At 52.3% G+C, this 23,780-nt stretch carries 22 protein-coding genes; 12 read left to right on the top strand and 10 right to left on the bottom strand.

The window, feature by feature from the left end; translation table 11 throughout:
- Positions 1-225: 225 nt before the first annotated feature.
- The gene (locus tag VE954_RS01860; protein WP_324949064.1) at positions 226-360 is read left to right on the top strand and encodes a hypothetical protein; all 135 of its coding nucleotides are present in this window, start codon (positions 226-228) and stop codon (positions 358-360) included.
- Positions 361-512: 152 nt separating this feature from the next.
- Here VE954_RS01860 and VE954_RS01865 read toward each other — a convergent pair whose 3' ends face one another.
- The 3 genes from VE954_RS01865 to VE954_RS01875 all read right to left on the bottom strand — a co-directional run bounded on the left by VE954_RS01865 (position 513) and on the right by VE954_RS01875 (position 4,248).
- Entirely contained in the window at positions 513-1,619 is a 1,107-nt protein-coding gene (locus VE954_RS01865; protein WP_324949065.1) for a WD40 repeat domain-containing protein, read from the bottom strand.
- Between the two features lie 69 nt (positions 1,620-1,688).
- On the bottom strand, positions 1,689-3,602 hold the full coding sequence (locus tag VE954_RS01870) for a hypothetical protein (protein ID WP_324949067.1): 1,914 nt from the start codon (positions 3,600-3,602) through the stop codon (positions 1,689-1,691).
- A gap of 202 nt (positions 3,603-3,804) precedes the next feature.
- The gene (locus VE954_RS01875; RefSeq protein WP_324949069.1) at positions 3,805-4,248 is read right to left on the bottom strand and encodes a hypothetical protein; all 444 of its coding nucleotides are present in this window, start codon (positions 4,246-4,248) and stop codon (positions 3,805-3,807) included.
- A gap of 108 nt (positions 4,249-4,356) precedes the next feature.
- On the opposite strand from VE954_RS01875, the gene VE954_RS01880 reads away from it, so the two are divergent.
- Genes VE954_RS01880 through VE954_RS01895 form a run of 4 tightly spaced genes read left to right on the top strand, consistent with a single transcriptional unit; the run spans position 4,357 to position 6,715 of the window.
- Positions 4,357-4,740, top strand: coding sequence for a hypothetical protein (locus tag VE954_RS01880; RefSeq protein WP_324949071.1), 384 nt, complete (start codon positions 4,357-4,359; stop codon positions 4,738-4,740).
- Positions 4,733-5,044 (top strand): hypothetical protein, encoded by a 312-nt coding sequence (locus tag VE954_RS01885; RefSeq protein ID WP_324949073.1) that lies wholly within the window; start codon positions 4,733-4,735, stop codon positions 5,042-5,044. Before VE954_RS01880 ends, VE954_RS01885 begins: the two co-directional genes overlap by 8 nt.
- On the top strand, positions 4,984-5,454 hold the full coding sequence (locus tag VE954_RS01890) for a hypothetical protein (protein WP_324949075.1): 471 nt from the start codon (positions 4,984-4,986) through the stop codon (positions 5,452-5,454). Before VE954_RS01885 ends, VE954_RS01890 begins: the two co-directional genes overlap by 61 nt.
- Positions 5,447-6,715 carry a hypothetical protein gene (locus VE954_RS01895; RefSeq protein WP_324949077.1) on the top strand — a complete coding sequence of 423 codons (1,269 nt, stop codon included), beginning with the start codon at positions 5,447-5,449 and terminating at the stop codon, positions 6,713-6,715. Before VE954_RS01890 ends, VE954_RS01895 begins: the two co-directional genes overlap by 8 nt.
- Here the strand turns inward: VE954_RS01895 and VE954_RS01900 are convergent.
- The 3 genes from VE954_RS01900 to VE954_RS01910 form a co-directional block, all read right to left on the bottom strand.
- Entirely contained in the window at positions 6,705-7,718 is a 1,014-nt protein-coding gene (locus VE954_RS01900) for an amino acid--tRNA ligase-related protein (RefSeq protein ID WP_324949079.1), read from the bottom strand. The genes VE954_RS01895 and VE954_RS01900 overlap by 11 nt on opposite strands.
- A complete protein-coding gene (locus VE954_RS01905; protein WP_324949081.1) occupies positions 7,702-10,179 on the bottom strand; it encodes an ATP-binding protein in 2,478 nt (825 codons plus the stop codon). Before VE954_RS01905 ends, VE954_RS01900 begins: the two co-directional genes overlap by 17 nt.
- A gap of 132 nt (positions 10,180-10,311) precedes the next feature.
- Positions 10,312-11,022 (bottom strand): hypothetical protein, encoded by a 711-nt coding sequence (locus tag VE954_RS01910; protein ID WP_324949084.1) that lies wholly within the window; start codon positions 11,020-11,022, stop codon positions 10,312-10,314.
- Positions 11,023-11,654: 632 nt separating this feature from the next.
- Between VE954_RS01910 and VE954_RS01915 the strand changes: the two genes are divergently transcribed.
- The 3 genes from VE954_RS01915 (at position 11,655) to VE954_RS01925 (ending at position 15,718) form a co-directional block, all read left to right on the top strand.
- Positions 11,655-12,164 carry a HAMP domain-containing protein gene (locus tag VE954_RS01915; RefSeq protein ID WP_324949086.1) on the top strand — a complete coding sequence of 170 codons (510 nt, stop codon included), beginning with the start codon at positions 11,655-11,657 and terminating at the stop codon, positions 12,162-12,164.
- A gap of 69 nt (positions 12,165-12,233) precedes the next feature.
- Positions 12,234-13,346, top strand: a complete 1,113-nt coding sequence (rlmN, locus tag VE954_RS01920) for a 23S rRNA (adenine(2503)-C(2))-methyltransferase RlmN (protein WP_324949088.1) — start codon at positions 12,234-12,236, stop codon at positions 13,344-13,346.
- Between the two features lie 80 nt (positions 13,347-13,426).
- A complete protein-coding gene (locus VE954_RS01925; protein ID WP_324949090.1) occupies positions 13,427-15,718 on the top strand; it encodes a FapA family protein in 2,292 nt (763 codons plus the stop codon).
- Positions 15,719-15,744: 26 nt separating this feature from the next.
- Here VE954_RS01925 and VE954_RS01930 read toward each other — a convergent pair whose 3' ends face one another.
- Positions 15,745-16,470 (bottom strand): PilZ domain-containing protein, encoded by a 726-nt coding sequence (locus VE954_RS01930; RefSeq protein WP_324949092.1) that lies wholly within the window; start codon positions 16,468-16,470, stop codon positions 15,745-15,747.
- A 154-nt stretch (positions 16,471-16,624) separates the two neighbouring features.
- Here VE954_RS01930 and VE954_RS01935 point away from each other — a divergent pair, with 154 nt between their 5' ends.
- Positions 16,625-17,380 (top strand): TlyA family RNA methyltransferase, encoded by a 756-nt coding sequence (locus tag VE954_RS01935; protein WP_324949094.1) that lies wholly within the window; start codon positions 16,625-16,627, stop codon positions 17,378-17,380.
- On the opposite strand, the gene VE954_RS01940 is transcribed toward VE954_RS01935, so the two are convergent.
- Positions 17,377-18,336 carry a sigma-54 dependent transcriptional regulator gene (locus tag VE954_RS01940; protein WP_324949096.1) on the bottom strand — a complete coding sequence of 320 codons (960 nt, stop codon included), beginning with the start codon at positions 18,334-18,336 and terminating at the stop codon, positions 17,377-17,379. The two genes, VE954_RS01935 and VE954_RS01940, sit on opposite strands and share 4 nt — an antisense overlap.
- A 112-nt stretch (positions 18,337-18,448) precedes the next feature.
- Here VE954_RS01940 and VE954_RS01945 point away from each other — a divergent pair, with 112 nt between their 5' ends.
- Complete coding sequence (locus VE954_RS01945) at positions 18,449-20,044, top strand: long-chain fatty acid--CoA ligase (protein WP_324949098.1); 1,596 nt, start codon at positions 18,449-18,451, stop codon at positions 20,042-20,044.
- 1 nt (position 20,045) lies between these two features.
- Here the strand turns inward: VE954_RS01945 and VE954_RS01950 are convergent, their stop codons facing one another.
- Positions 20,046-20,864, bottom strand: coding sequence for a pentapeptide repeat-containing protein (locus tag VE954_RS01950; protein ID WP_324949100.1), 819 nt, complete (start codon positions 20,862-20,864; stop codon positions 20,046-20,048).
- A gap of 268 nt (positions 20,865-21,132) precedes the next feature.
- On the opposite strand from VE954_RS01950, the gene VE954_RS01955 reads away from it, so the two are divergent.
- Both VE954_RS01955 and VE954_RS01960 read left to right on the top strand, forming a co-directional pair.
- On the top strand, positions 21,133-22,173 hold the full coding sequence (locus VE954_RS01955) for a hypothetical protein (protein WP_324949102.1): 1,041 nt from the start codon (positions 21,133-21,135) through the stop codon (positions 22,171-22,173).
- 56 nt (positions 22,174-22,229) lie between these two features.
- Complete coding sequence (locus VE954_RS01960; RefSeq protein ID WP_324949104.1) at positions 22,230-22,976, top strand: acyl-CoA desaturase; 747 nt, start codon at positions 22,230-22,232, stop codon at positions 22,974-22,976.
- On the opposite strand, the gene VE954_RS01965 is transcribed toward VE954_RS01960, so the two are convergent.
- Positions 22,977-23,768 (bottom strand): prohibitin family protein, encoded by a 792-nt coding sequence (locus tag VE954_RS01965; RefSeq protein ID WP_324949106.1) that lies wholly within the window; start codon positions 23,766-23,768, stop codon positions 22,977-22,979.
- Positions 23,769-23,780: the final 12 nt, after the last annotated feature.

The raw sequence follows: 23,780 nt of genomic DNA on the forward strand, positions 1-23,780 counted from the left end.
GTATCAAGATGCTAAGTCGAACGAGAAAAGGCCTCACACTTCTTGGGAGGAATGACCCCTGGGCAGTTTGCACAGACTAAAGGATTGAAATTGGCAGGATAGATTCAAGTTAATTCTGGAAGAATTTCAGGGGTATGCTCGGCGCTCCTCAGCCATCCGACGTGTGCCATCGAGAATGTGGACGATATCTGGTTCAAGGCTTCCCAAAACAAGGAATGCGGCGCCATGCAAACGATGACGCAGTCTTTGCATTTTGAGTTGCCGGCTCCGCTGCGCCTCGGCGAACTGGGCCGGAACGCAGCCGTGGGAATTTTGGATGCTGGTCTGAAGAAGGTCGAAGCTCATCTTCGCCGGCCCTAGACACCTGCTATCCTTCGCACGGCCGAGGCAGCCTAAGCAGATCAAAACCGATACGGGAAAGAAAATGCTCCTGCTTGTTGTCGAGCACGGAAATGAAGGCGATCGGCGCCTGAGGAGGTGTCGCAGCGGTGTCGTAGGCCGCTGCGGCTTTTTTATTGGAAAGCTTTGCAAACTTCAAACTGTCCGACATTACTAACTGCACAGAGCTTCCTGGTCAGATTGTCCTGGGATAAATCCCAGACGTTGAGCATTTCATCTCTATAGCCCGCGCCACCAATTACAGCCAGAGTTGCGTCTTTGTTCAGTGTCATGGCATTAACACCTGCCCCATGGCCTATCCACGTGCTAATGTTTCGTCCAGTTGTGGCATCCCAAATTCTTAGTGTCTGGTCAACGGACCCGGTAATTGCAGCCTGTTCGCTTGGAAGCCAACGGACATCTTTGATCTTTTCTCCAAAACCAGATTGTTGTGTTATACTTATGCCAGTCCTGATATTCCAGAATCGAACGACTCCGTTGCTGGCACCCGTTACAATTCTACTCCCGTCAACGGTTATGTCGATCGACAAAAGCATGCCGATAGGATCCCTTAATTTGCCAAGATGTTGAAGTGTATGCACATCCCACAAATCAATTTCCCCATTTTTTTGAGCCGAAGCAAAAGTTCCAGAAGGACTGACTGCCAGCGCTTCTATAGGTGACGTTAATGTGAAGCTCTTAACAATCTTGCCGGTGTGAAGATCATGAATCAAGAGCGATTGATCATCGGAACCGGAAATGAGCTTAGACCCATCATCAATGAACGCAAGTGCCTTGATTGAAGATGTGTGGCCTGTGAGGCTTCTTGTTGTATTCGCATTCGGGTGAAGTGAATCCCAAATTTTGATGTTGCCTTTATCAGTTCCAGCTATGATTACATTTTGAGGTGAAATCGCTACCTTCGTTAAGGACTCTTCCGATCCCTCTAATCGAATAGCGGGTTTATCTTTTTCTTTAAGGTAGTGAATCTCCAGGTTGTTAGATAAATAGGGAAGCGAAACTACGAAACTCTCGTCGGAACTCAATGCTAGGGATTGGATTGTTGGGGAAGAAGCACCCTCGATGAGCCGGTGCGGCTTGAACCCAGTTTCAATTTCCCAAACGGTGAGTGAACTGTTGATTGATCCTGTGACAATACGTTTTCCATCCGGCGCCACGGCCATAGATGAAATGAGGCTGCCGGTATCAATGATCTTCTTTTCTTCAAAACCCCAGTCCATATTCCAAAATTGTATCGTCGACACATTGAAGCTTGAAATTAAGGTGCGATCATCTGAGCTAAAAGATAATTAGTTAATAGTTCCGTTTAGCTTCGTGTCAATGCTAAAAAATTTAGAAAAAGCTTCATCAGTTTTCATCACCTCAATTTTATTTTCGGACCCCACGGCAAGAATTTTTTCATTATTCCCAAGGGCTAGAGCATTTACAGAAGTTAGTCCGGATTCTATGGTGCCGATTTTTTTGCCAACATTCAGATCCCAAACCAACATGTGTCCGTCGTCCGACGCTGAGAATAGGCGTGAACCATCGCGAGTTAGCGCCAAGCCAGCTATTTTTTTTGTGTGTTCCTCAAGTGTTACGAGCAGATTTAGATTCCTGGTTTCCCAAACTTTAATTTTGGTATCTGAAGAGCCGCTTACTAATTTCTTTCCGTCAGAACTCAGTTGTAATTGGCTTATTTCGCGCTCATGTGATTTGATCACTGTTGATTCTTTAGAGTCTTTGTCAATGGTCTCAATGTTCCCGTTCACTAAGCCTGCATAGATGGTTCTGCCGTCGGGGCTGACAGCCATAGCGGAAACAAAATCCTGGGTCTCTATTGAAGTCAAAAGTGATCTTGTTTCGATGTCCCAAATTTGAATAATTTTGTCCTGCCAGGACCCCGCTAGCGCCAATCTGCCATCTTTTGTTATGGCAACAGATGTTACACGCCGATCGGAGTTATCGACCCTAATTGCAATGCCGCTCTGATCATAGGCTGTTACGAGGCCAGCTCGGGTATAATCTTTTATTAAATCCCGCTCGTATTGAGTTCGGAGGTTAACACGTAGGGTTTCAGCCTGTAATGCGGAAGCAGCAGCTTGAGATGATTTGTTTTGGAGCACGAAGAGGGGTACGTCTGATATAGCAAGGTTTTTTATGAGTTCGAGCTTATCCTTTGCTAAGAATATAAAAAGAGTCGATTTTGGGGCTGAGATGTTTCCAAGCGTGTCAACTGCTTGGTATCTTAAAGACCATATTCCTGAGCGATTTTCGAAAGGAAGGGGGGAGCCAAGTAGAGTGGAATTGACCGACAGTGAATCGCAAGACTTTGCCTGGGTATCGCTTCTCCATCCAATAAGCTTTTCGGTGTCGTTGGTAGTGAAGTTGTCGTAAAGTTCCTTTAGGCAATATCTCACTTCCTTAATGTCTGGATCTTTTGAAACAAATTCAATGTTTTCGCTGGGATTGACCACTGCAAAGGCTTCGGTGTTTTGGATGGAAATTGATGAAAAGTTAAGACCGGAGTTAACTGAAAAACTAACGTCAGGCGCAGTCCGATCAAGCATAAACTTACAGTTTTTAACCGTATCCCGGCCTTCTTTTAAAAGATTTTTTGTAGTAACCACTATTTCATAGGACCCCTCGGCCATAATGTCATTAAATGGACGTAACAAACCTGCTTCCTTGAGCCCAAGATTCTTGAAAATTTTTATAGTCGAGTCGTCCTTCTTAAGTTCAAAAGAGACAGGGAAAGCATCTTCAAGTGCGTGCTCAAAGCTGGATTTGACCAAGGATTGAATTGAAAAGGATCCTCCTACCGCCCATCGTTCAGATTCACTGCACTGGATCGCAAGGGATTGCCCAGTGAAGTCTAACAACTGAACGGAATGCCGGGGTGCTACTGTATCGGCATCAACTATCACCGCCCAGTCCTTTTCTTTAGACTTAATGAGATATCTGCCTGCTTGAGGTTTCTTAATACAGCCATTTCTGGATACGATTGGTAGTTGCGCGTATTGGCCGTCGAGACTACTTAGACCTATGTCTGCTGCTGCTAATCTTTGACCATCTGCTCCAGTAGCTATGAAAAACTCGCTTTGTTTTTCGTGACCGCTTCCGCAGGAAAGACTGTCACTATCGTATCCATTCGTTATTTGACCGCATCCTGAGATAAGCAGGATCAGGCCGGTCAGCACAAATGCGGTGCTTCCAAAATTCATGACTCGCCTCTAACTCATTGATAGTTTAGACATGCCGATACGCAATCAACTTGCCAGAAAATGTGATTAGCTGATTTGTATGGCAAGGTCAATAAGATAGATAAAAGTGACGCAGTCTGCTGGAAATCACAGCTGCGCTAGTATCAGTATTTTGGTCATCGAGTTCAGTAAGGTGGAGTAGAGGGTTGAGTCGGTGGCGGAATTATTTGCTTTGTCCAGGGCAGTGTTTGTCAGCAACTTCCATTAATGCCCTGACCGCTGAATGCTGCTCGCCTTTTTCATTGCCCAGAAATCTCAATGCACTGTGATCTTCATACATCAAAATAGGTGTGCTACCCTCAAAAGCGAAATATTCAACGGACGGATCAGTTGCTCTGAAATGCATTGCCTTGACCATGGAACTTTTATCGCGAGGAACTTGGGCGATCCATTTCTTTACCTGGTCTAGGTTATCCACGTCCTTGTCCGTTACAGTGCACTCGTAAACCTGAGCCTGTGACTTCGACAAACCATCGATTTTTTTCATCAAAAGTTTTTCAGCTTCGGCCGCATAAGGTTTTGTCACGGCATTTTTCTCCTTGGTGCCAGCGGTGGTGCGGCAGCAGCAGAGCAGGAGCATAGGGATGAGAAGGAACTGAGGCTTCATGATTCACCCGTGAATTTGGTTATGAGGACCTTGGACATTTTAGCAGATTTCCATGTCTCTGGTGCTCAAAAATCGACGAGGGCACAATGCTCATCAGGAGGAAGAGCTGTGTCGCAGGTTCTAGGGCTTTTGATATGGATAGGCGTGGTGACCCAGCTTTTGCTGGGAATTCGACTCGTGGGCAAGGCAACGGACCTGTGGGCCGAGGCTTTTCAAGCGGATTATGCGATGGCTGTTTGTGGGCGATACCAGGCGATGGCGGCGAATCTGCGAAGTGCTGTGGCAACATGGCGTAAATTGGGCTGTGCCGAGGGGGAGGACGTGCCGGTGGATCTTGAAGTGGAGACTGTCCTGATGGACTGGAAGGAATTCTATGTGGACCAGAATATGGAATCCTGTGCCCTTGATGGTCCTCTGCGGGTGAAGCTCCATCGCGAGAGAAATCCAGATCTGGACGCGGACTACCCGAACTGGGTGGTGCGTTATGAATGAAAAGGGCAGTGCCGAGCTGCTGGTGATGCTGGCTTTCATACTGGTTCTGCAGCTGGGTCTTTGGCAGCTCACACGTGCCTTGAGCCAGCAAATAACCGAGGCCTATGCAGCCATGGATCCTGTGTCACCGGACGAAAAAATGGAGATGACCCATTTTTCAGCCTTGGGCAGAAGCTGGCCAGCGCCAGCACCCCGACTGGATTTTGGAGCTGATGATCAACACGAAAGGGATGCTGAGGCTTTATGTTACATCGTTTCACGTTTTGGTTGCGCCGCACCTGGCAAAAAGTTCCGGTGCAATTAAGTTTATTGGGATGGCCGCCGCTGCTCAGTCATAGTCTCGCTTTTATCGTGGGAACTTTGGTTTTGCAGCGAGGCGAGGCCGGCCTCAGTGTACCGAATGGCAAAATTCTTATCCCGGTGGAAAAAATAAGCCGCCTGGAAACCCATTGGAAGGAAACTCAAAAAGTCACGGTGCTGCAACGTCAAGGGGAAGGGTGGTGCCGGTCGTCTGATGACGAGATGAAGCTGTGGAAGGCGCTCGGCCGGAGTGGTGACCTTTATGTACTTTGGCCTGCATCCGCTCCTTCCGCGCCACGCCTTCAGCAAACTCTACAAAAAAAGGCAGTTTTGACTGCAGATGGGAAGGCTTTTGCATTCTGCGGAGCCGAGATGGGTGGACCTGCTCCCTCGCGCGGCATTCAATATGATTAAGTTTCTTCTTTATGGTTTTGCACTTTTTGCCACTTTGGGCTTCAGCAGCCCCATGCCGGAACGCTGGCAGTTGGAAATGGGCGAGGCGCGACGGGTCAAGGTGGATCCTAAATTCAGTCTGCGTCTGAGCCAGAAACATATTCTTGATGTGGAGGAGCAAGGTCGAGGCGAATATCAGATTGTGGCCCTGCGTTCAGGGCTGGTGTACCTGAGGGCCCTCGATGATAAAGGCGTGGTCCAGCAAAGCTGGATTGTGGATGTCGCCAGTCGCAGCGAATCCGAAAAAGCGGACCGCTGGGAAGGATTGGTGTGCAATGAGCCAGGCATCCGCTGTGACAAGGATTCATCCACTGTGTTAGGGCAAACCGATTCCCTATCCTGGCTGCATAAGGCGCGTGAACTTTGCGATAAAAATCCTCCGTGCCGCTTTCGAGCAACGTTGAAAGGCGAAGCCCGCGGGCTGGTGGCGGAACGCCTTTCGAAGGAACTCAAGGCTAACCAAACATTTGTGGACGCCGATGGGTTTGTGACTTTGGAGAGCCTCTGTCTGGTTCCCGACCCTAAGCGTGACGAGCAGTGGCGTCAGTGGATCAAGGATCGTTACGGAGCCCCCGTTCAGATCCGCTGCCAGGACCAGGTCGATGGCCGCTTTCGCCTGGAAGTCGTGGCTGTGGCGCAAAAATCCAGCGATTCGGATTTGAGCAATCCATTGCATTTGGGGCCCATTCAGCTCCTGCCGCGGGAGAATATCGATGTTTTTCTCCAGGGTCTTTCGCATCGCAGTGATACGAAGATTTTAGCTCGGCCGCGTCTGGCCCTCAATCTCGGCAGCTCGCTGGAAGTGAGTGACGGGATGGATATTGCCACACTCGCGCCTCAGCGGGATCAAACTCTGGAAATCTGGAAGGCCGTTGGCTTCATGCTTCAAGTGAAACTCATGGAACAGCGCGGGGACACCGTAAAAGTCTCACTCAACTTACAGATCAGCCGACCTCGTGAAGGACAACGGGCCCTCGACCGATCCGGGATGCAAACCGAAACCTGGTTGAGTCTGGATCAATTGCAAATGGTGGGACAGATTCAGGCCCGAACCGCAGGTTTTGAAGAATCGCGTATTCCCTGGATCGGTGCGATTCCTTTGATAGGCGCTCTGTTCCGTTGGAATGTGGAAAGCACTGCCGATAGTCTTGTCTATCTGCTCCTGCGCCTGCAACGATTGGAAGTGGAAGAGGGGACGATGCCCCCTGAATTCAAGGAGTGAGCTTACGGGACCAGGGCTTGTTCCAACGAAAGGGTACGACACGGTCCAGATTCTGTTCCCCCAGGAGCAGGGCCAGGAGACGGTCAAACCCGAGAGCATTGCCGGAGCACGGTTTTAAATTTTGCGTGAGGGCCTGAAAAAAATCCTCATCCTCCGGCACAGCCCCATGCCCGAGTTTAACCCGCTGCTTGTTACTGCTCCGTATCCGCTCGCGATTGGCGACCGGATCCAGCAGTTCATCAAAGGCATTGCAAAGTTCCACGCCCTGCAAATAAAGCTCAAAACGCTGCGCCCGGCCATCGACAACACGCGCCAGGGCACATTGCGAAGCCGGGTAATCATAAAGGAAGATAGCCTCATGATCCTTAAGGCGTGGTTCGATGATATCCAGCAGGATCTTAAAATAAGCCGTCTCAAAATCATCATCCGCACGCAGGGAAGGAAAACCCTTGGCGAGACCTTTGCGGGCCAGCTCCGGATCCCCATCGATCAATTCCAAACCGGCCCAGCGCGAAAACGCTTTAAACATCGACAGCCGTTCGGGTTTGGCCTTGGGCATCCGCACCGCAAATCCAGCCGATTGCAGTGCCAACGCCACGTTCTGCACCAGATCCGCCGTCAGGGTCATGAAATCGCTGAGCCCAATCCCATTTTGATAAAATTCAAGCATGGTGAATTCGGGGTGATGCCAGTCGGCCAGCTCACCCTGATTGCGGAAACACTTCCCCAGGTGATAGACCCGCTCCAGCCCTAAAGCCAGAGCCTGCTTCAGGTGCAGCTCGGGGCTGGAACGCAGATAGAGACGGGTGCCGTCACCACGAAAATCCTGCCATTCGGTGGCAAAATAGCCGAGGTGAACTTCCGTCCCTGGACTGCGCACGGCAATCGGTGTATCGAGGCTGAGATAGTCCCGGCTGCGAAAAAACTGATGAATCGCGTCCTGTGCCGTCTGCCGGGCTTTCAGGACGCGAATCAGACTTTGGGTATCAGTCGTGGTGAGCATCTTCCTCGGCCTTGTCCATCCAAATCAGAGCGCGATCGAGCGCACTGCCTTTCGTGAGCACACTGTCGCCATGGACATCACGCACACCCAGGGGGATACCGGTCGCAATTTCAAAAGCCTCGGCAATATGCATGACCGGAACGATTTCCAATCGGCCCGCTTTCACGGCTGCCTGGGTTTTGCGATGCAGCATCAGATTCTGAGCGTTGGCGGCGGGAATGATGACCGTATACTTCTCACTCTTGCCGACCAGGTCACAGATCTTCCAGAAGCCTTCGATTTTCTCGTTCACGCCACCGATGGTCTGGACTTCACCAAACTGGTTCATCGAGCCTGTGATGGCCAGATTCTGTCGGATGGGGGCACGGGCCAGCGAACTGATAATCGCAATCACTTCCGCCAGGGTCGCGCTATCGCCGTCGATCATGCCGTAGTTTTGTTCGAAGCAAACGCTGGCGGTAAACGCATGCGCTTTATTCCTGGGGAACACGGCTTTGAAATAACCGGCAATAATCATCACCGCCTTATCGTGGATTTTTCCCGACAGACGAGCGGCGCGTTCAATATTTAAGATCCCGCGCTTGCTGGGCGACGTCGTACACGTGATCCGAGCAATTTTTCCGAATGAATAATCGGAATAATCATAGACCGCGAGACCATTGATCTGACCGGTTCGTGTGCCATCCACCGAAATCAGAATATCCTGCTGCTTGACGAGACGGAGCAGATACTCCTCCTGCAGATTCAAACGGTAGTATTTCAAATCCAGGGCATCTTCAACATCAGCGCGCTCGATCGAGGGTCGACCTTTTTCCTTGGCAATAAAGTCCGCTTCAATGGTCAGATCCTTGATCTCACCAAACTGGGTCGACAGAAGATTCTGATCTTCAATCAAACGCGAACCATATTCCACAATCGCGGCCACAGCTGATTTATCGAACGGCAGGAGCTGTTCGAGGCGCATGCGGGTCGCGATAAAGCTCACGTAGCTCATGATATTATCCTGGCTACGTTCCATCTTGAAATCGAAGTCAGCTTTGATCTTGAAGATCTTCTGGAATTCTTCATCCTGCTGATAAAGGATATGATAGATCTCGTCGGTGCCGATCAAAATGACTTTCAAATCCAGAGGCACAGGCTCTGGCCGCAGACCCGAGGTCGGCAGGAGCGAATACTGCTCGCCCATGTCCTCGATAAAGCCTTTGCGGTTGCGCAGGATGCGTTTCAGCGATTCCCACACATTACCGGGCCGGAAAATATCGATGGCATTCAGAACGAGATAACCGCCATTGGCCCGATGAATCGAACCCGCCTTGATCATCGTAAAATCGGTCAGATACATGCCGTGCTCGACATTCTTTTCGATTTTGCCGAACAGATTGTAATAGGTCGGATTGTTTTCGATGATGACCGGCGCTTTTTCGATCTTGCTGTTGTCGACAAAGACGTTCACCTTGTACTTGGTGAATTTATCCTTATCTTCAATCAGGAACGCTTCTTCCGCGTTGGCGGCCGGCTGGTCGTCCTCGACGAACTCGAGGAGGTTTTCTTTCACATCCTCGCGGACCTGCTCGATGTATTCCAGGATGTCAGAGAATTGGCCGTATTCCTCGAGCAAAGGAATGATCAAAGCCGAGATAATCTGCTCCCCGATCGAACTCCGCAGGTTTTCCAGCTGCTCGCCGGTATCCTTGTCGATCGCCCGAACCTTACGGGCAAAGTCCAGCACTTCAGGTTCCAGCTCGGAGCGTCGGCCCTCGATCTCGGTCCGTTCGTCTTCTGCTAGTTTGGAGTAGTCCCGTTCGGTGAGGGGGCGGCCGTCGACGATGGGAATGGTTTCGATCCCCATGCGCGTGGACTTGATGACAAAATCCTTGGTCTTGGCCAGCTTTTCGAGCTCGCTGTACAGCTTGGATTTGATGTCATTGGCGGATGAAATATAGGTGTTGACCGCGTTCTCGTAGTCCTCGCTCTGCAGCGCGACCGGAATTTCTGAACGCAGGGCCTTGACCAGGTGTTCCATATTCTTCTTGAGCTTACGACCTTCACCACGAGGCAACTTAATGGCCCTGGGGACTTCGATGTCCGAGAAGTTATAGAGGTAAACCCAGTCATAGGGTGCCGGCGAATCCGCGGACCATTTTTCAAGGAACTGGCGGATGACACTGGTCTTGCCCGTGCCTTCGATGCCTGCGACATAGATATTGTAACCGGGCCGCTTGATACTGAGGCCCATGTTGATCGCGCGGATCGCACGATCCTGGGCAATAATATCGTTCGAGTTTTCAAGTTCAGCGGTGGTCTTGAACTTAAAAAAGTCAGTTGGGCAGCTGGCATAGACCTGTTCATAAGACAAAGCTTGGGGCAGCCGCAACGATGCTTCTTGAGTGAGGACTTTTTTTACAGGGCTTTTCCGCGCGGACTTGGTGGCTTTGGCTGGCTTCTTTGTTTTTTTCTTCAAGGTCAGTTCAACTCCCTGCGCCATTATTAGGCTGGGAGGATGACATAAGAGGTCTGATCATCCTCGTCAGCGTTGGCGCATTAAAAACGTCAACGCGTGCCCGAGAAACATCGCCTGGCAGGCATCAACGCATCATACAAACACATCCATGACTTCGACGAGTTTAAAGTCTCCCGCCACCTCGTTCAGCTTGGGAGAAAGGTCAAACTCCATCGCCGCTGGTTTCAATCTCAGTAGGAGATTGGTGAGAAACTTCTCACCCTTGCCATGGGCTTCCGTGAGAAAATAGTCTCCGTAGGCATCAAGAAAGTCAAGCGCGTCTTCGACTGAATCACGACTCGGCAGTTCCATGAGATGCTGGATGCCGCGGTTCAGCCACTGCGAAAGTTCCTGGAAATTGATTTTTTCCTTGATACCGATGCGCAGGCAGTCATTGCAGATCTGGGTTTTGATATCAGGGGGCAGCACTTCCAGATAGTTTCCGTAGGTGTAGTTCAAAGTGCGATAGGCACCGCGACGATTGCGGGTCATTTCCATCAAACGCACTTTTTCCATGACCTGGCCATAGGCGTCGACCGCGTTCTGCACGGCTTTGCGCTCACGTTCCTGCAGAGCTTCAAGCTGGACCTTGTGACGATCGCGCAGCACGACAAAGGCTTTATGCACTTCATTGTAACTGAGTGGATCATGCACATCCGGATTCTTATTCAACGCATCCGTCAGATATTCGACGACGTGCGGGACTTTTGTATGGGTTTGTTCAGCGATCTGGACCAGACTCCATTTGACGCTATCAGGCCAGATTTTCAGCACCGCTTCCAATTCGAGAATAAAGTCCAGCATCGTCGCCCCCTTAAAAAGGAAATGGTGAACGCAGCGCTTGTACGCTTTGATCTTTTTGAGTTTTGCTCTTTAAAACAGCTTACGGCCTGGCACGTCGAAATGCAAAATTTTTGGTTGTGATTGACGTAGCGGCGGACGTGCGGTGTGGGGCATCCTATGGAAAGACCAGCGGGCTTTCTCTCTTCCTTCAGAATTCAGCAAATGGAAAGCGTTGGGGAGCCATGAAATTTGATGGGAAAGTCGATAGCGGATTTATGTAAAAAAGAAAGAGCAGCCGGAAAAATAAGGGATGCCCCTTTTCTTCCGGCTGCTCTTGACCTGTGTGAGGCTTGAACTCGAACGGCTATCAACCGAAGAGTGGGCCCCAACACATTATTTGGTCCGTAATGATCGACGCAGGCGCATCATGCGACGCTTCTTACGACCGACTTTACGACGACCCTTGGGATGCTTTCTTCTGTGTCTTGACCCGTGCAATGTCCACTCCACACGTTAAGGTTGTGACCGGAGCCAGGAGCCTAACGGCCTTCCGGGCAAAAGGCAAGATTTTTCTTGCTCCTATTTCGCCGCTCAAGGCACACTGTCAATGGGACATCCATCCACGCCCAGACCTATTCGGAGGCATCCGCTCTATGAACCAGTCCCCCGTTGATCACGGTCGTCGCCTTGTTCCGATGCTGACGGAATTTTTCTGGCACTCGCGCTTCGGCGTCCAGGTGGTGGCCACGACCCTGGTTTTTCTAGGCTGCGTAAGCTTTTTTATCTACCAGGCTTTTGAAGAACAGTATTCCAATGTCGCTGAAATCTTCAAAGTCGTCAGCCCGGACTTGAAGCATGAGCTGGTGTTCAATGACATCCTGATGCGGAATGTGATTTTTCTGATCATGTCCATATTGGCATATATCGTCGCCATGGTCATCCTTATCATTCGATCCCGCCATAAATATTCGGGACCACTTGTCTCTATCCAAAAATTTATCGAAGCCGTAACCCGCGGCGAGTACACGCATCGCATTGTGATCCGCAAAGGTGATGAAATGCAGGAACTGGTCGTGGCCCTGAATGAGATGGCCGGGCATCTGGAGCGCCGGCACGGACCCATGGTCCGGGATGCAGCCGGCGATCGGGTTTCCGGTTCATGATTTCATAGTCTTGGTCTTGCATGGTCCGGCGTTTATCACTATGTTAGGGGCCAACGAGGATGACCCGTCATGCAGGACCTATACAGCCAAAGCCTAGCCGATCTTGAGCAGTATTGCACACGCCTTGCTGTGTCGACAGTTCATGCCAAAACTTTGTATCGTCGCCTGTTTAAGGATTTCGATACAACGCCCTGGACAACACCAGGCCTGCCGCATGGGCTGGCGGAACAAATGCCGCACGATATGCGCTGTACCACGGCCAGCATTGCCGAAGAATCCCAGTCACGCTACGACGGAACGGTGAAATTCCTGGTTCGCATGGAAGACGGCTCGTTGGTCGAATCCGTTTTGATGCCCGAGAAAAAGCGCATCACCCTCTGTCTTTCCAGTCAGGTCGGTTGCGCCATGGCCTGCACCTTCTGTCACACGGGTCGGATGGGTCTGAAACGCAATCTGACGGCCGGGGAAATCGCGGCGCAGGTCGTGCTCGCGCAGCGTTGGATCCGCGATCATGCGGCCTGGCGTGAGGAACGGGGCTACCCGGGATTTGCGGCCATTTCCAATATCGTTTTTATGGGCATGGGCGAGCCGCTGGATAATATTGATGAGGTGTCCCAGGCGCTGCGTATTCTTTCGGATCCGATGGGTTTAAATTTGTCCCTGCGGAAAATTTCCGTGTCCACAGCTGGGCATCTGGATGGCCTTAAGATTCTGCTGGAACGCTTTCCCAAAGTATCGCTGGCCCTGAGTCTGCATGCCACCACCGAACGCGAACGTTCCCAGCTGATGCCCATCAATCGTCGCTGGCCGATCGGCACCATTCTGGACTATCTGCGTAATTTCTATCAGCAGCGTGATGATGATGCCTGCCTGCTTGTGCAGTACACGGTCATCCGTGGTGTGAATGACACTCTGGATCATGCCGACCGTATGGTTGAACTCCTGCGCGGCGTGCCTGTGAAACTCAATCTGATTCCGCTGAATGAGGTGGAACCCAGTCGTTTCCAGAGTCCAGAGCCGGAATCCTTGCAACGCTTCCGCGATCATCTGAATGCTGCTGGCGTTCGCGTCATGATCCGCTACAGCAAAGGCCAGGATATCGCCGCCGCGTGCGGTCAGCTGGTCGTCAGCGCGGAAAAACGAAGGCTGAGTCCCTCTGCCGAGGCTGTCACCATATCCTGATTGCGCTCCCTGCACCCAAAGTCCTATCATGAATCTAATATACCTCATAGAAATGGATAACCCTCGGCAAGGAGTGATGCGTGGATCAGGAGATCCGACTGGTTTATGCTGCGGCCAGCAATCAGGTTCGCGTCAACTTTTCCGCGGAGTTGGTGCGTGATGACCGTAAGCCGCCCAAGGACCTTTATAAGCGTGCCAAGGCCAAGCTCGAGGATGAGCAGGCCAAAGGTAATATTGAAACGTTTGTGATTTATGAAAACGCTTTCAATCAGTACTGGACCCATCTGCGTGAGCAGGAGGACCTGACTGATAAAAATACGGCATTCTGCATTGCCCAAGGTTTCCGCAACTATAAGGACATCCAGCTGAAGCAAGGCAGCAATCGGGAATGGACCCTCACGGTCCTGGCAAGCCCCGAAATGGTCGGTAAAATCGGTTGGCCCCGGTTTCATGCTTTTGTCCAAAAACAGATGGCCTTGGAACCTTACACATCCCCCGTCCTGCAGGCCCGTATTCTGGAAGCCTATTGGCGGGCTGTGCGCGGTGAGAAAATTCAAAACCGTGCCCTGGCAGCGCTGGCGCTGGATGACGAGATGCCACCCCTTAAATTTTCTCATGATAAGACCAGTGGCACGTTAATGCTCTGGGTCAATAGTATCGAGATGCTGCAGGCCGCGGGGCACAAAAAAATACTCACACAGATTCAGGCCTTTCTTGAGAAAAACAAGGCGGCCATGCCAGACTACGCCGGACTCAATCGGGAATGCGCCGAGTTTCTGAAGGAACTGATCGCCATGCCCGAGAGTTTTGGCTACGGCCTGCCTTTGGGTTTGCCAGTGGCGGTGAAAAATGCAGCGATGTCCGCGGGAAAAAAAGACGCTTCGAGCGCAGCCGCGGGCAAGGACGTCTTCAAAAACACGCGCGCTGCGGCGACCAAGCCTGAAAAATCTGCGCCTTCGTCGGATCGCTTGATTGAAATTGAAATCGCTGCCGATCATTTGGAAGCGCATATCATTTGGGCCAACGACACAAAACTGCAGTCCGGGCCTTATGATCAGGATAAAAAATGGCTGGAGGCCGCCCTTCAGGAGGTTGGCATCTGCTATGGTTACGAAATTTACCTGGATAAAATATTGAGTCTGATCACACTGGGTCAGAGCATTAAAAATCAAGTTATCGCCCGTGGTTTGGCCGCACGAGCCGGTGATCAGACCTATCTGCATCCTCTCTATCTGGAAAAAACCGTCGAAGAGACCGATAACGTCATCGACCTTCGCTCAGCCCAGAATAAACGGGTGGTGGAAACCGGCGACCCCATCGCCGAGATCCGGTTTCGCGATGGCAAGACAGGAACGGACGTGTTCGGTCAAGCTCTGCATGCCACTGTTAAGGAAACGTCGTATACGCTCTCCGCAGGACCTGGGGTTGAGAAACGTGCCGATGGACGCTTTTATGCGCTGCTGCGGGGTATGCCCAAGATCGAGCGTCACCTCGTATCCTGTTTGAACGTGTATGTCCATCGAGGGGATGTGAACCTTAAAACCGGAGACATCAACTTTGATGGAACCGTGGAAGTGAAGGGGAACATCGACAACGGCGCCCGTGTTTATGCCAAGGGCGATCTGATCGTCCGTGGGGGTATCGGCCGCGCCCGCATTCGTTGCGGCGGCGACCTGAGTGTCAGCAAAGGAATCGTCACCTCCAAAGAGGGCATGGTTCATGCCGGTGGTGACGTCCAGGCCCTCTTTGTGGAAAACAGTCGCATCCTGGTCGAAGGCGTGTTGGAAGTGGACCAGTCCATTCTCAATAGCGACTGCAAAGTGGCCGGTGAAATCGTCATTAAAAATGTAGCCAAGGGTTTGATCGGTGGCGGCATCGTCGTCAGTGAAACCGGTATTCGCACCCAGGACCTTGGTTTTGCAGATGGTGAGAAAACTCTGTGCCGGGTCGGCAGCGACTGGCGCCTTGAGCATCGGATTACGATCCTGCGCGGCCGCGAAGCCAAACTCAAACGCTTTGTCGGCGAACGTCAGTACGAGTTTGATGATTTGGCCAAAAAGAAGGCCACCGGCGATCGCATCCAGAAGGTGGAAAAACGCCTGACCAAGGGCAAAAAGCTGCTGGATAAAATCGAAAAACTGGCGGAACTGACTCGTAGTAAGATTCGCTGGAATGATATGGCGATTCTGGTCGTTCGCGGCGTGATGGACCCGAATGTGGAAATCACCATCGGCGGACGCGTGGTGGGGGTTCCCAAGAGTCTGCGCGAGGTCATGTTCACCGCGGTTCGCTATCGCGATCAGTACGTGAATTCATTGATCTATTTGGAGCAGTATAAGAAGACTCGCACCGGGGAAGGCGATGCCGTTTAAAACGGCTCGCCTGCGCTTCGGTCGGATTATAGATAGTAGACCAGCTTGGGATCGTCGTGCTGACTTTTGGCTATGTATTTTTCCAGACGTTTCTGTGAGTCACCATTGAAATCATCAAAGCGGATACCCAAACCAGCCGGCGTGTTCTTTCGCGTATCGGCATTGATCCGGCGAACGACTTCGCCTTCCACTTTGATAGGCTTCTTGTAACCAGGCAAGGAAAAGCTCAGGCTGAGTTTGGTTCCAGCCGGGATATCCATTTCGGTGGTCAAAAGAATACCGGACTTGGATACGTCCTGAATGCTGCACTCAATCGTCTTGCCCTGATGATCGAAGGCGACCGATCCTTCATGATTCACGCGTTCCGTGCCGCGGATTTTTTCTTCCAAAAGGTTACGCACCTGTTCGATGAAAAATTCGCGAGGAACCGGTGTCTCAATAAACAGGTCGGGACCATTGCTCCGCGCTGTGACGCGCTTGGGCAAGGGCTGAACGCTGGTAAAGATCACGGGGATCACAGCGGTTGCGGCCTGCTTTTTGAAATGCTCGCACATGCTCACCGCATCGATTTCAGCGTAATCAAAGTTGATGACGATGACATCGGCCAGTTCCTTCAGCAGCATGTCCTTGGCTTGGCCGAAGTTTGTGGCTTGGCTGATGTGGGCCCCAACTTTACGGTAGCTGGCCTTTTCGAGATCGGACGTCATCCGCTTCTCGTCCACAAAGAGTATTTTAAGCGTTCCCTTCGACATAATACACCAATCCTCCCCACAGGGCTGAAGTCTCAACACCAGATAGTGAATCATCGGCAGAGTCTTGAAAACATTGAGTCCAAACTTGCGCTTGAAGGCAAAGCATGGGAAAAGATTGCGGAATACGCCTGATTCAGGAGGTTCCCAAAGAGGCATGGCGAAATCGGAAAAAAAGGATAAATACCGCCTGGATGAACGCCTGGTCAGCCTCGGTTTGGTCGCGGATTTGGCCGAAGCCCGGGCCCTGATCATGGCCGGCCAGGTCCTGGTGGATGAGCAAAGAATCGATAAACCAGGGCAGCTGGTCCGGGACGGCCAAGGCCTCCGTTTGAAAGATCAGAAGCGTTTTGTCAGCCGGGGCGGGGACAAACTCTGGGGGGCTATCCAGGATCTTGGACTCACTGCGATGGTCGCAGGGGCCACGGTGCTCGACTGTGGGGCATCGACGGGAGGCTTTACCGATTGTTGCCTGCAACTGGGTGCAAGCAAGGTCTACGCGCTGGACGTTGGGCATAATCAGCTGGCCTGGAAACTGCGAACCGACCCCCGGGTGGTGGCAAAAGAGCAGTGCGATATTAGGCATGTTAAAGAGATTATTGACGAAAATATCAATTTCGTGGTCGCTGACATCAGTTTCAATTCCGTGGATCGATTGCTTCCGGCCCTCTGTGCCGCTGTTCCGACCCGCGCTGTGCATTTCCTGATCCTGGTCAAACCCCAGTTTGAATTGGCTGCTGACGCGGTTCCCGTGGGTGGTGTGGTCGCCGATGAGGATAGCCGCCAGGCGGCCCTGACGATCGCTTTGCAGGCCATGCAGCGGGAAGGTCTGGAATTCTTACAAAGTGTCGATAGCCAGGTGTCCGGTCGCGAAGGCAATCGCGAAATTTTTGTGCTGGCCCGCAAACCTTAATGTCCATCCAAACGATATTCGCGCATTTTGCGCCACAGGGTGGCTCGACTGATCCCAAGCTTCGCGGCGGCATCGTGCCTTGAGCCGGCCACCGCATCCAGTACATCGAGGATGCGTTTGCGCTCGCGTTGCTTGATATTATCGTCCAGGCCTGGTGGCGATTCTCCGCGCAGCTCCGGGGTTAAGTCGTAAATCGTGACCTCAGGTCCATCGCCCATCACATGCGCGTATTCCATGACGTTGCGAAGCTCCCGAATATTGCCGGGCCACGCATAGCTTCTGATCGCCTCCATGGCCTCGGGATGCAGGCACTGGACCTGACGCGTGGACTGCTGATTGAGCTGATCCAGAAAACGATGGGCGAGCATGGCAATGTCATGACCCCGCGCCCGGAGCGGTGGTAGAAAAAGCGGAATGACTCGCACCCGATACATAAGATCGGCACGAAATCTTTGTTCCTCCACAACCTGTCGTAGCGATTCATGCGTCGCGGATATCAAACGCACATTCACCGTCCTGGGTGTCGTGGATCCGAGTGCGGTAAAGGTTTGATCCTGAAGAACGCGGAGCAGCCGGGGCTGCACGTCCAATGGAATTTCGGCGATCTCATCCAGAAAGAGCGAGCCGGTATGAGAAACTTCAAAGAGCCCCTTGCGACTTTGCGTGGCTCCGGTGAAGGCGCCTTTGACGTGACCAAAGAGTTCTGAAACTGCCAACTCCCGCGTGAGCGTCGCACAATTCAGAGTGTGGAACGGCGCCTGGGAGCGGCGGCTGAGCACGTGAATGGCCCTGGCCGCGAGCTCTTTGCCCGTTCCGGATTCACCGCGGATCAAGACCGGAGCCTCGGTATTCGCAGCCTTTTTCAGCATTTCAAAAAATTGAAACATGGACGGTGCGGAACTGATCATGCCTTGAAAAATTCTAATATCAGCGGGCGGGGTATAGCTCAAAGGCATGGCGGGCAACTCCACGGATGAATACTCACGTCAGGATAATCGCAAACTTTATCCTTTCCTATCCAAAAAAAATTTGCGAGCTTCTTTCCAAACAGGACTAAAGGGGGCTCGTGTGTTTGAATCCACCATGATGGATATTCCATTAACGATCGACATGATATTGGATCGCGCCCGGCATGCGGCCGCTGATGTTGAGGTTGTATCCCGCCAGCCTGATCGCCGACTTCATAAAACCACTTATGGCGCAATCGCGGAACGAACGGAAAAGCTGGCCCGTGCTTTGATTGACGCTGGCATTCAGCCACGTGATCGCGTCGCCACGCTGATGTGGAACCACGCGCAGCATCTGGAATGCTATCTCGGTATACCTTTGGCTGGTGCCGTGATTCATACGTTGAATCTTCGCTTACATCCGGATGAAATCGCCTTCATTGCGCGGGATGCCCAGGATCGCTTTTTGGTTGTGGACGAAGTGCTTTTGCCTTTGTTCGAGGCTTTCCGAAGCCAATATCCTTTCGAAAAAGTCATTGTGGTAGGAACGACCAAACCGTTGCCCCCGGAAGCGATCGACTATGAAGACTTCCTGAAGCGTGGAACACCGGGCATTGCCTTGCCGAAAATTCAGGAGACCGATCCCCTGGGATGCTGCTATACGAGCGGCACCACGGGCAAACCCAAAGGTGTGGTCTACTCCCATCGCTCCACCATTCTCCATAGCCTCGTGACGGCCTTGCCGGATTCGCTGGATCTGTCGATGGACGATTGCCTGATGGCTGTCGTTCCAATGTTTCATGTGAATGCCTGGGGACTGCCTTACACGGCCACCCTGGTTGGAACCCGTCAGATTCTGCCAGGACCGTTTCTGGATGCCGCGAGTCTGGTTGATCTTATGGAAACAGAAAAAGTTACCGTGGCAGCCGGTGTGCCCACGATCTGGATGAGCATTCGCGAGGAACTGGATGCGCGCCCGCGTGAGCTGAAGGCCCGCATGGTGGTGGGTGGTGCCGCGGCTCCCGAAAAATTAATTCGTGATTTTGATCGCATGGGTCTGCAGCTGATTCAAGCCTGGGGCATGACGGAAACGTCACCTGTGGGATTGGTCTCACGTTTGTCCCCTGCGGCTCAGCTGTTGCCGGTGGATGAGCAGTATAAACTTCGGGCCAAGCAGGGTCGACCCGCTCCCCTTGTTCAGGTCCGCGTCTGCAATGAAGAGGGCGAAGTTCCCTTGGATGGAAAAACCAGCGGCGAGCTGCAAATTCGTGGGCCTTGGATCACCCAGCGTTATGCCTCGGGCGTGGTGGACCAGCGCTGGACCGATGACGGTTATTTTAAAACGGGTGATGTGGCCAACCTCGATGCCCTGGGTTATGTCCAGCTCACCGATCGCACAGCGGATTTGATTAAATCCGGAGGCGAGTGGATTGCCAGTCAGGTGCTGGAAAATGCCATCATGGGTCATCCCGCGGTCCGCGAAGCCGCAGTGATTGGCGTCCCGCATCCGAAATGGAGTGAAAGGCCTTTGGCGGTGGTTGTTTTGAAGCCGGGCTGCAAAGCGAACGCGGATGATCTGCGTGATCACCTCGCGCCGCATTTTGCCAAATTTCAGTTGCCCGATGCCTTTGTGTTTGCCGACACCATTCCTCGAACGTCAGCCGGCAAATTCAAGAAAACGGACCTGAGGCAGGAGTATTGCAACTGGACCTGGTGATTCAATCGCATTGACCCACGGAGCCTTCCGCACAGATGCGGCCATCCATCCAGGTGGCGCCACTGAGCTGGGCTCCTTGCCAGTTGACCGTATCATTGAATTTCACAGCAGAAAGATCCACGCCGCGCAGATTGGTATCCTGAAAATTCACAGGACCCTCAAACACAGCCCCACTGAAATTGGAACCGCTCAATTGCCCGCGGGTAAAATCAAAGCGACCTTGACTGACGATGCCCGAGAAATTGCCCCGCTCCGCCGATGAATTATCCATCGTCACATCCTGAAAGCGCGAGGCACTCCAGTTGATGGAAGCGAGACATGAGTTCTGAACGGTCAATTCGACAAAATTGGCCAAAGCAAAGTGGGAAAGGCGCAGATCCGAATCAACGAAGCGAGCCTGATTCCAGCTCGTGCGCGAAAGTTCGGTGATGATCATTTCACTTCCCTGAAAGACGCTGCGATCCCATTGCGCATCGACAAAGGAATTTTCTGACAAGCAGGACGCGTTCAAGGTTAAATCCTGCCAGGCCTGCTCATCCGGTCGTCGCGAGGTAAGGCGGATACCCTGCAGCGTTTGAGCGCTCTTGAGGCTATCGACGATTTGAAGTTCAGGTGCCAGGGAGGCCAACCCACAGAGCCGGGCCGGAGCCGTCGACTGGCAATCGGTCAGAGCTGGAAACGGAGACGGTACCACAACCGGACTAGGATTGTCGGGATTGCTGGTCGTGCTTCCGTTAGCCGATTTTCCTCTCAGGCTGGCGGACGAACAGGCACCACTGATAACAGATAGGAGCAGAACTGCGAGCAATGATCGGAACATGGCTTTTCCTCATGGCTGATCCTATCGTGTGAAATGTGTGTTCAAGTCCCTGATTCGGCCCTTCTATCGGCATAAACAGCCAAAAACTTTAGCAAAACCTGTGATTTTTACGGTTCGGTAAAGTTTTAGAGACAAAATGCCGATTGAGCCTTCACTTGCAAATTAGAGGCATAACATGAAGCAGGTTTGGGTCGTACTTCGACTTCGGTCGTGGGTGCTATTTCTTTGTGTATTTTCACAGATTATCGCGTGTCAGGAGAGCGGTCCCATGCAGGGCACCGTGGTGCGTCCGGCTGATTCCAAGCCTGCGCCGACCGACAAGGAAAAGGCTGACGCCGAGGCGGAAGCTGAGCGCGTTTCTCCACCCAGCAATATCATTGGTTCCTATCTCGTGTGCATGGAGCAGGAACGCTTCGACACGATCCAACAGAGCGCGACCATTCATTGCGGTGTCTATCGACAGCCTGCGCAAACACCTATTTCCGTCACGTATCTGAAGCAATGGCAGGTGACCGGTTCGGTTGTGGTCCTGCAAACGGTTGCACCAGCCTCAGCCAGTGTTGTGGAGCTCCGTTTCCAGGCGACCGATCTGAATGGATTGAAACAATCGATTCGCAAGACCAAACTCAGCGTGAAGGATGATGCCGGGACCAGTTACGATGGTTTCGTGGCCGAACTTTTGCCTTCCGACAGTCGATTCTCCGTCGCGAATGCCAATAAGCCCAGCAGTTTCGTGCCGCTTTGGAACGAAGGGTTTGAGGGTACTCGGATTACCACCGACACAGCTCTCTTTCATGATCCGAAAACGTTTGCCGCTTCGACGACGCTCGACTGGGTCAACCCAGGAACGCAAAACACCGCGTGCGGTTTGCCCGTGTTCGAAGTGATGCGTTTTGCTACGCAGGCTGGCAGTACCGATACGGTCGGAGCCGCCGAGGGCCAGCAATTTATCGACACCGACAGCGTCTGCTGGCCGGAAGGCTCTGCCAATCCCATCCGCGGCGCCAGTAATCTGGTCCTTCGCAAGGATCTGGTGCTCATACCGGGACGGGTTTATCGCATCAGCTTCAAAGTACGGCAGCAGCCTCTGCCGCCTGGCTTTGCACCAACAGTACAAGGCCTCCAGCTTAAAATAAATCAGACGCTGGTGAAGGATCTGCGGACCTTCTCGAACGTCTGGCAGGACGTAACCCTGGATTGGGTTGCGGGCTCTGGCACGAGTAAAATCGAATGGATCGATGTCGGCGCTGCCGATGATTCGATCGGGATTTTGCTTGATGATCTGCGGGTTCAGGGCGAAAATTTCTAGATTTTTATCGGCGTCCGTCGTAAGTATGCTTGATACCAACAGGAGGGTTGCAAGCGATGGATGCCTTTCCAGCCAGTGTCCTGGTATTTTTAGGCGCTTATCTGTTGAATGTGCTCTATATCACCGTGTTTTATCATCGCGGGCTGGCGCATGAAGCGGTGATCCTCTCCCCACGTATGCAGCGATTTGTGGCCAAAACTGGCATCTGGGTCACGGGCATTGATGCCAAGGCCTGGGTCTGTATGCATCGCCTCCATCATCGTCATTCTGATACCCAAAAGGATCCCCACAGCCCTGTTTTTGCCGGCGTGCTGGGTCTCTTTCGCAAACAGCTCCTGGCCTATCGCAAGGTTTTGGTCGCTCTCATTCGGCGGCATGACCATTATGACAAAGTCGTAGCGGATTTGGATCTTGAGGTGAGTGCTGTGAACGCGCGAAAGCGCTGGTATCTGCCGTATCTCTCGCATCTTGTGATGGGTGTGGGGCTGGCCTGGATCACAGGATCGGCCTGGATCGGTGCGGCCTTTGTCCTTGGTATTTCCAGTCATCCCCTGGAGGGTTGGGCGGTGAATGCGCTGGCCCATTCCTACGGTTATCGCAATTACGCGACCGACGACAATTCCCAGAACAATACCTGGGTGGCCTGGCTGGTGGCGGGTGAGGGTTATCAGAATAACCATCATCGGTATCCGGATGAAGCCAGGTTCAGCCACCGCTGGTTTGAGTGGGATTGGGGTTACCAGCTGTGCCTTGTCCTGAGCTTCTGCGGTGTGCTGCGTATCGCGCGGTCCACGAGGACCTGATCACTTCTTTGGATTCAAGGGAAGCACGAAACTGCCTGTGGTCTGGCCCACCACCAGGGGTGAAACACCATTCCATTTTTCTATCATCTGCAGGTCGATAATGCCTGGATTTTTACGGATCGCTTCCCCGCGAATATCGATCGCTCGCGCTTCCCCGGCCGCACGAATCTCTGCAGTTTCCGCTTCAACCTTGGCCTTGTCCTTGAGGAATTTGGACTTGGCGGCTTCCTGCTCCTGAACCATTTTTTCTTCGATGGCTTTTTCCAATTCCGGCGACAAAGACACGTTTTCAATCACCACATCTTCAATGATGACGAGTTCCTGAATTTTTTTCTGGGCCGCTTCCAGGACCTTGAGCTTGATGCGTTCCCGCGCTTTGACGATGCCTTCCGCACTTTCCAGAGCCGTGGCTTCCTTGATGGCTTCCTGCACCCGCGGGGCGAGCAAGGAATCGAAGGGATTGCCAGCGAACTGCGTGAAGATGGAAATGACCCTGTTTTCGGGGACGCGATAGAGAACCTTCAGGTTGATGCTGACCTGCTGCAGATCCGAGGAATAGCATTCCGCTTTCAGGCCTTCTGTTTGCTGACGGATCGAGACCTGATGGAGCTTGGACATGAAGGGAGCTTTGAAGCCAACACCTTCCGGCTTGGCGACGGGGTCGGTCTTGCCCAGAGTCACGATAATGCCGCGATTTCCGGGGTCGACCACATAGAAACTGGAGTAAGCGAAAATGACCGCAAGAAAAGCGACCAAAGCGAGCAGAACGGTCTTGGGGGAAAGGTCGGCCATGACAATCTCCTA

Origin of the sequence: Oligoflexus sp., from assembly GCF_035638955.1 — a bacterium.
Lineage (GTDB): Bacteria > Bdellovibrionota_B > Oligoflexia > Oligoflexales > Oligoflexaceae > Oligoflexus.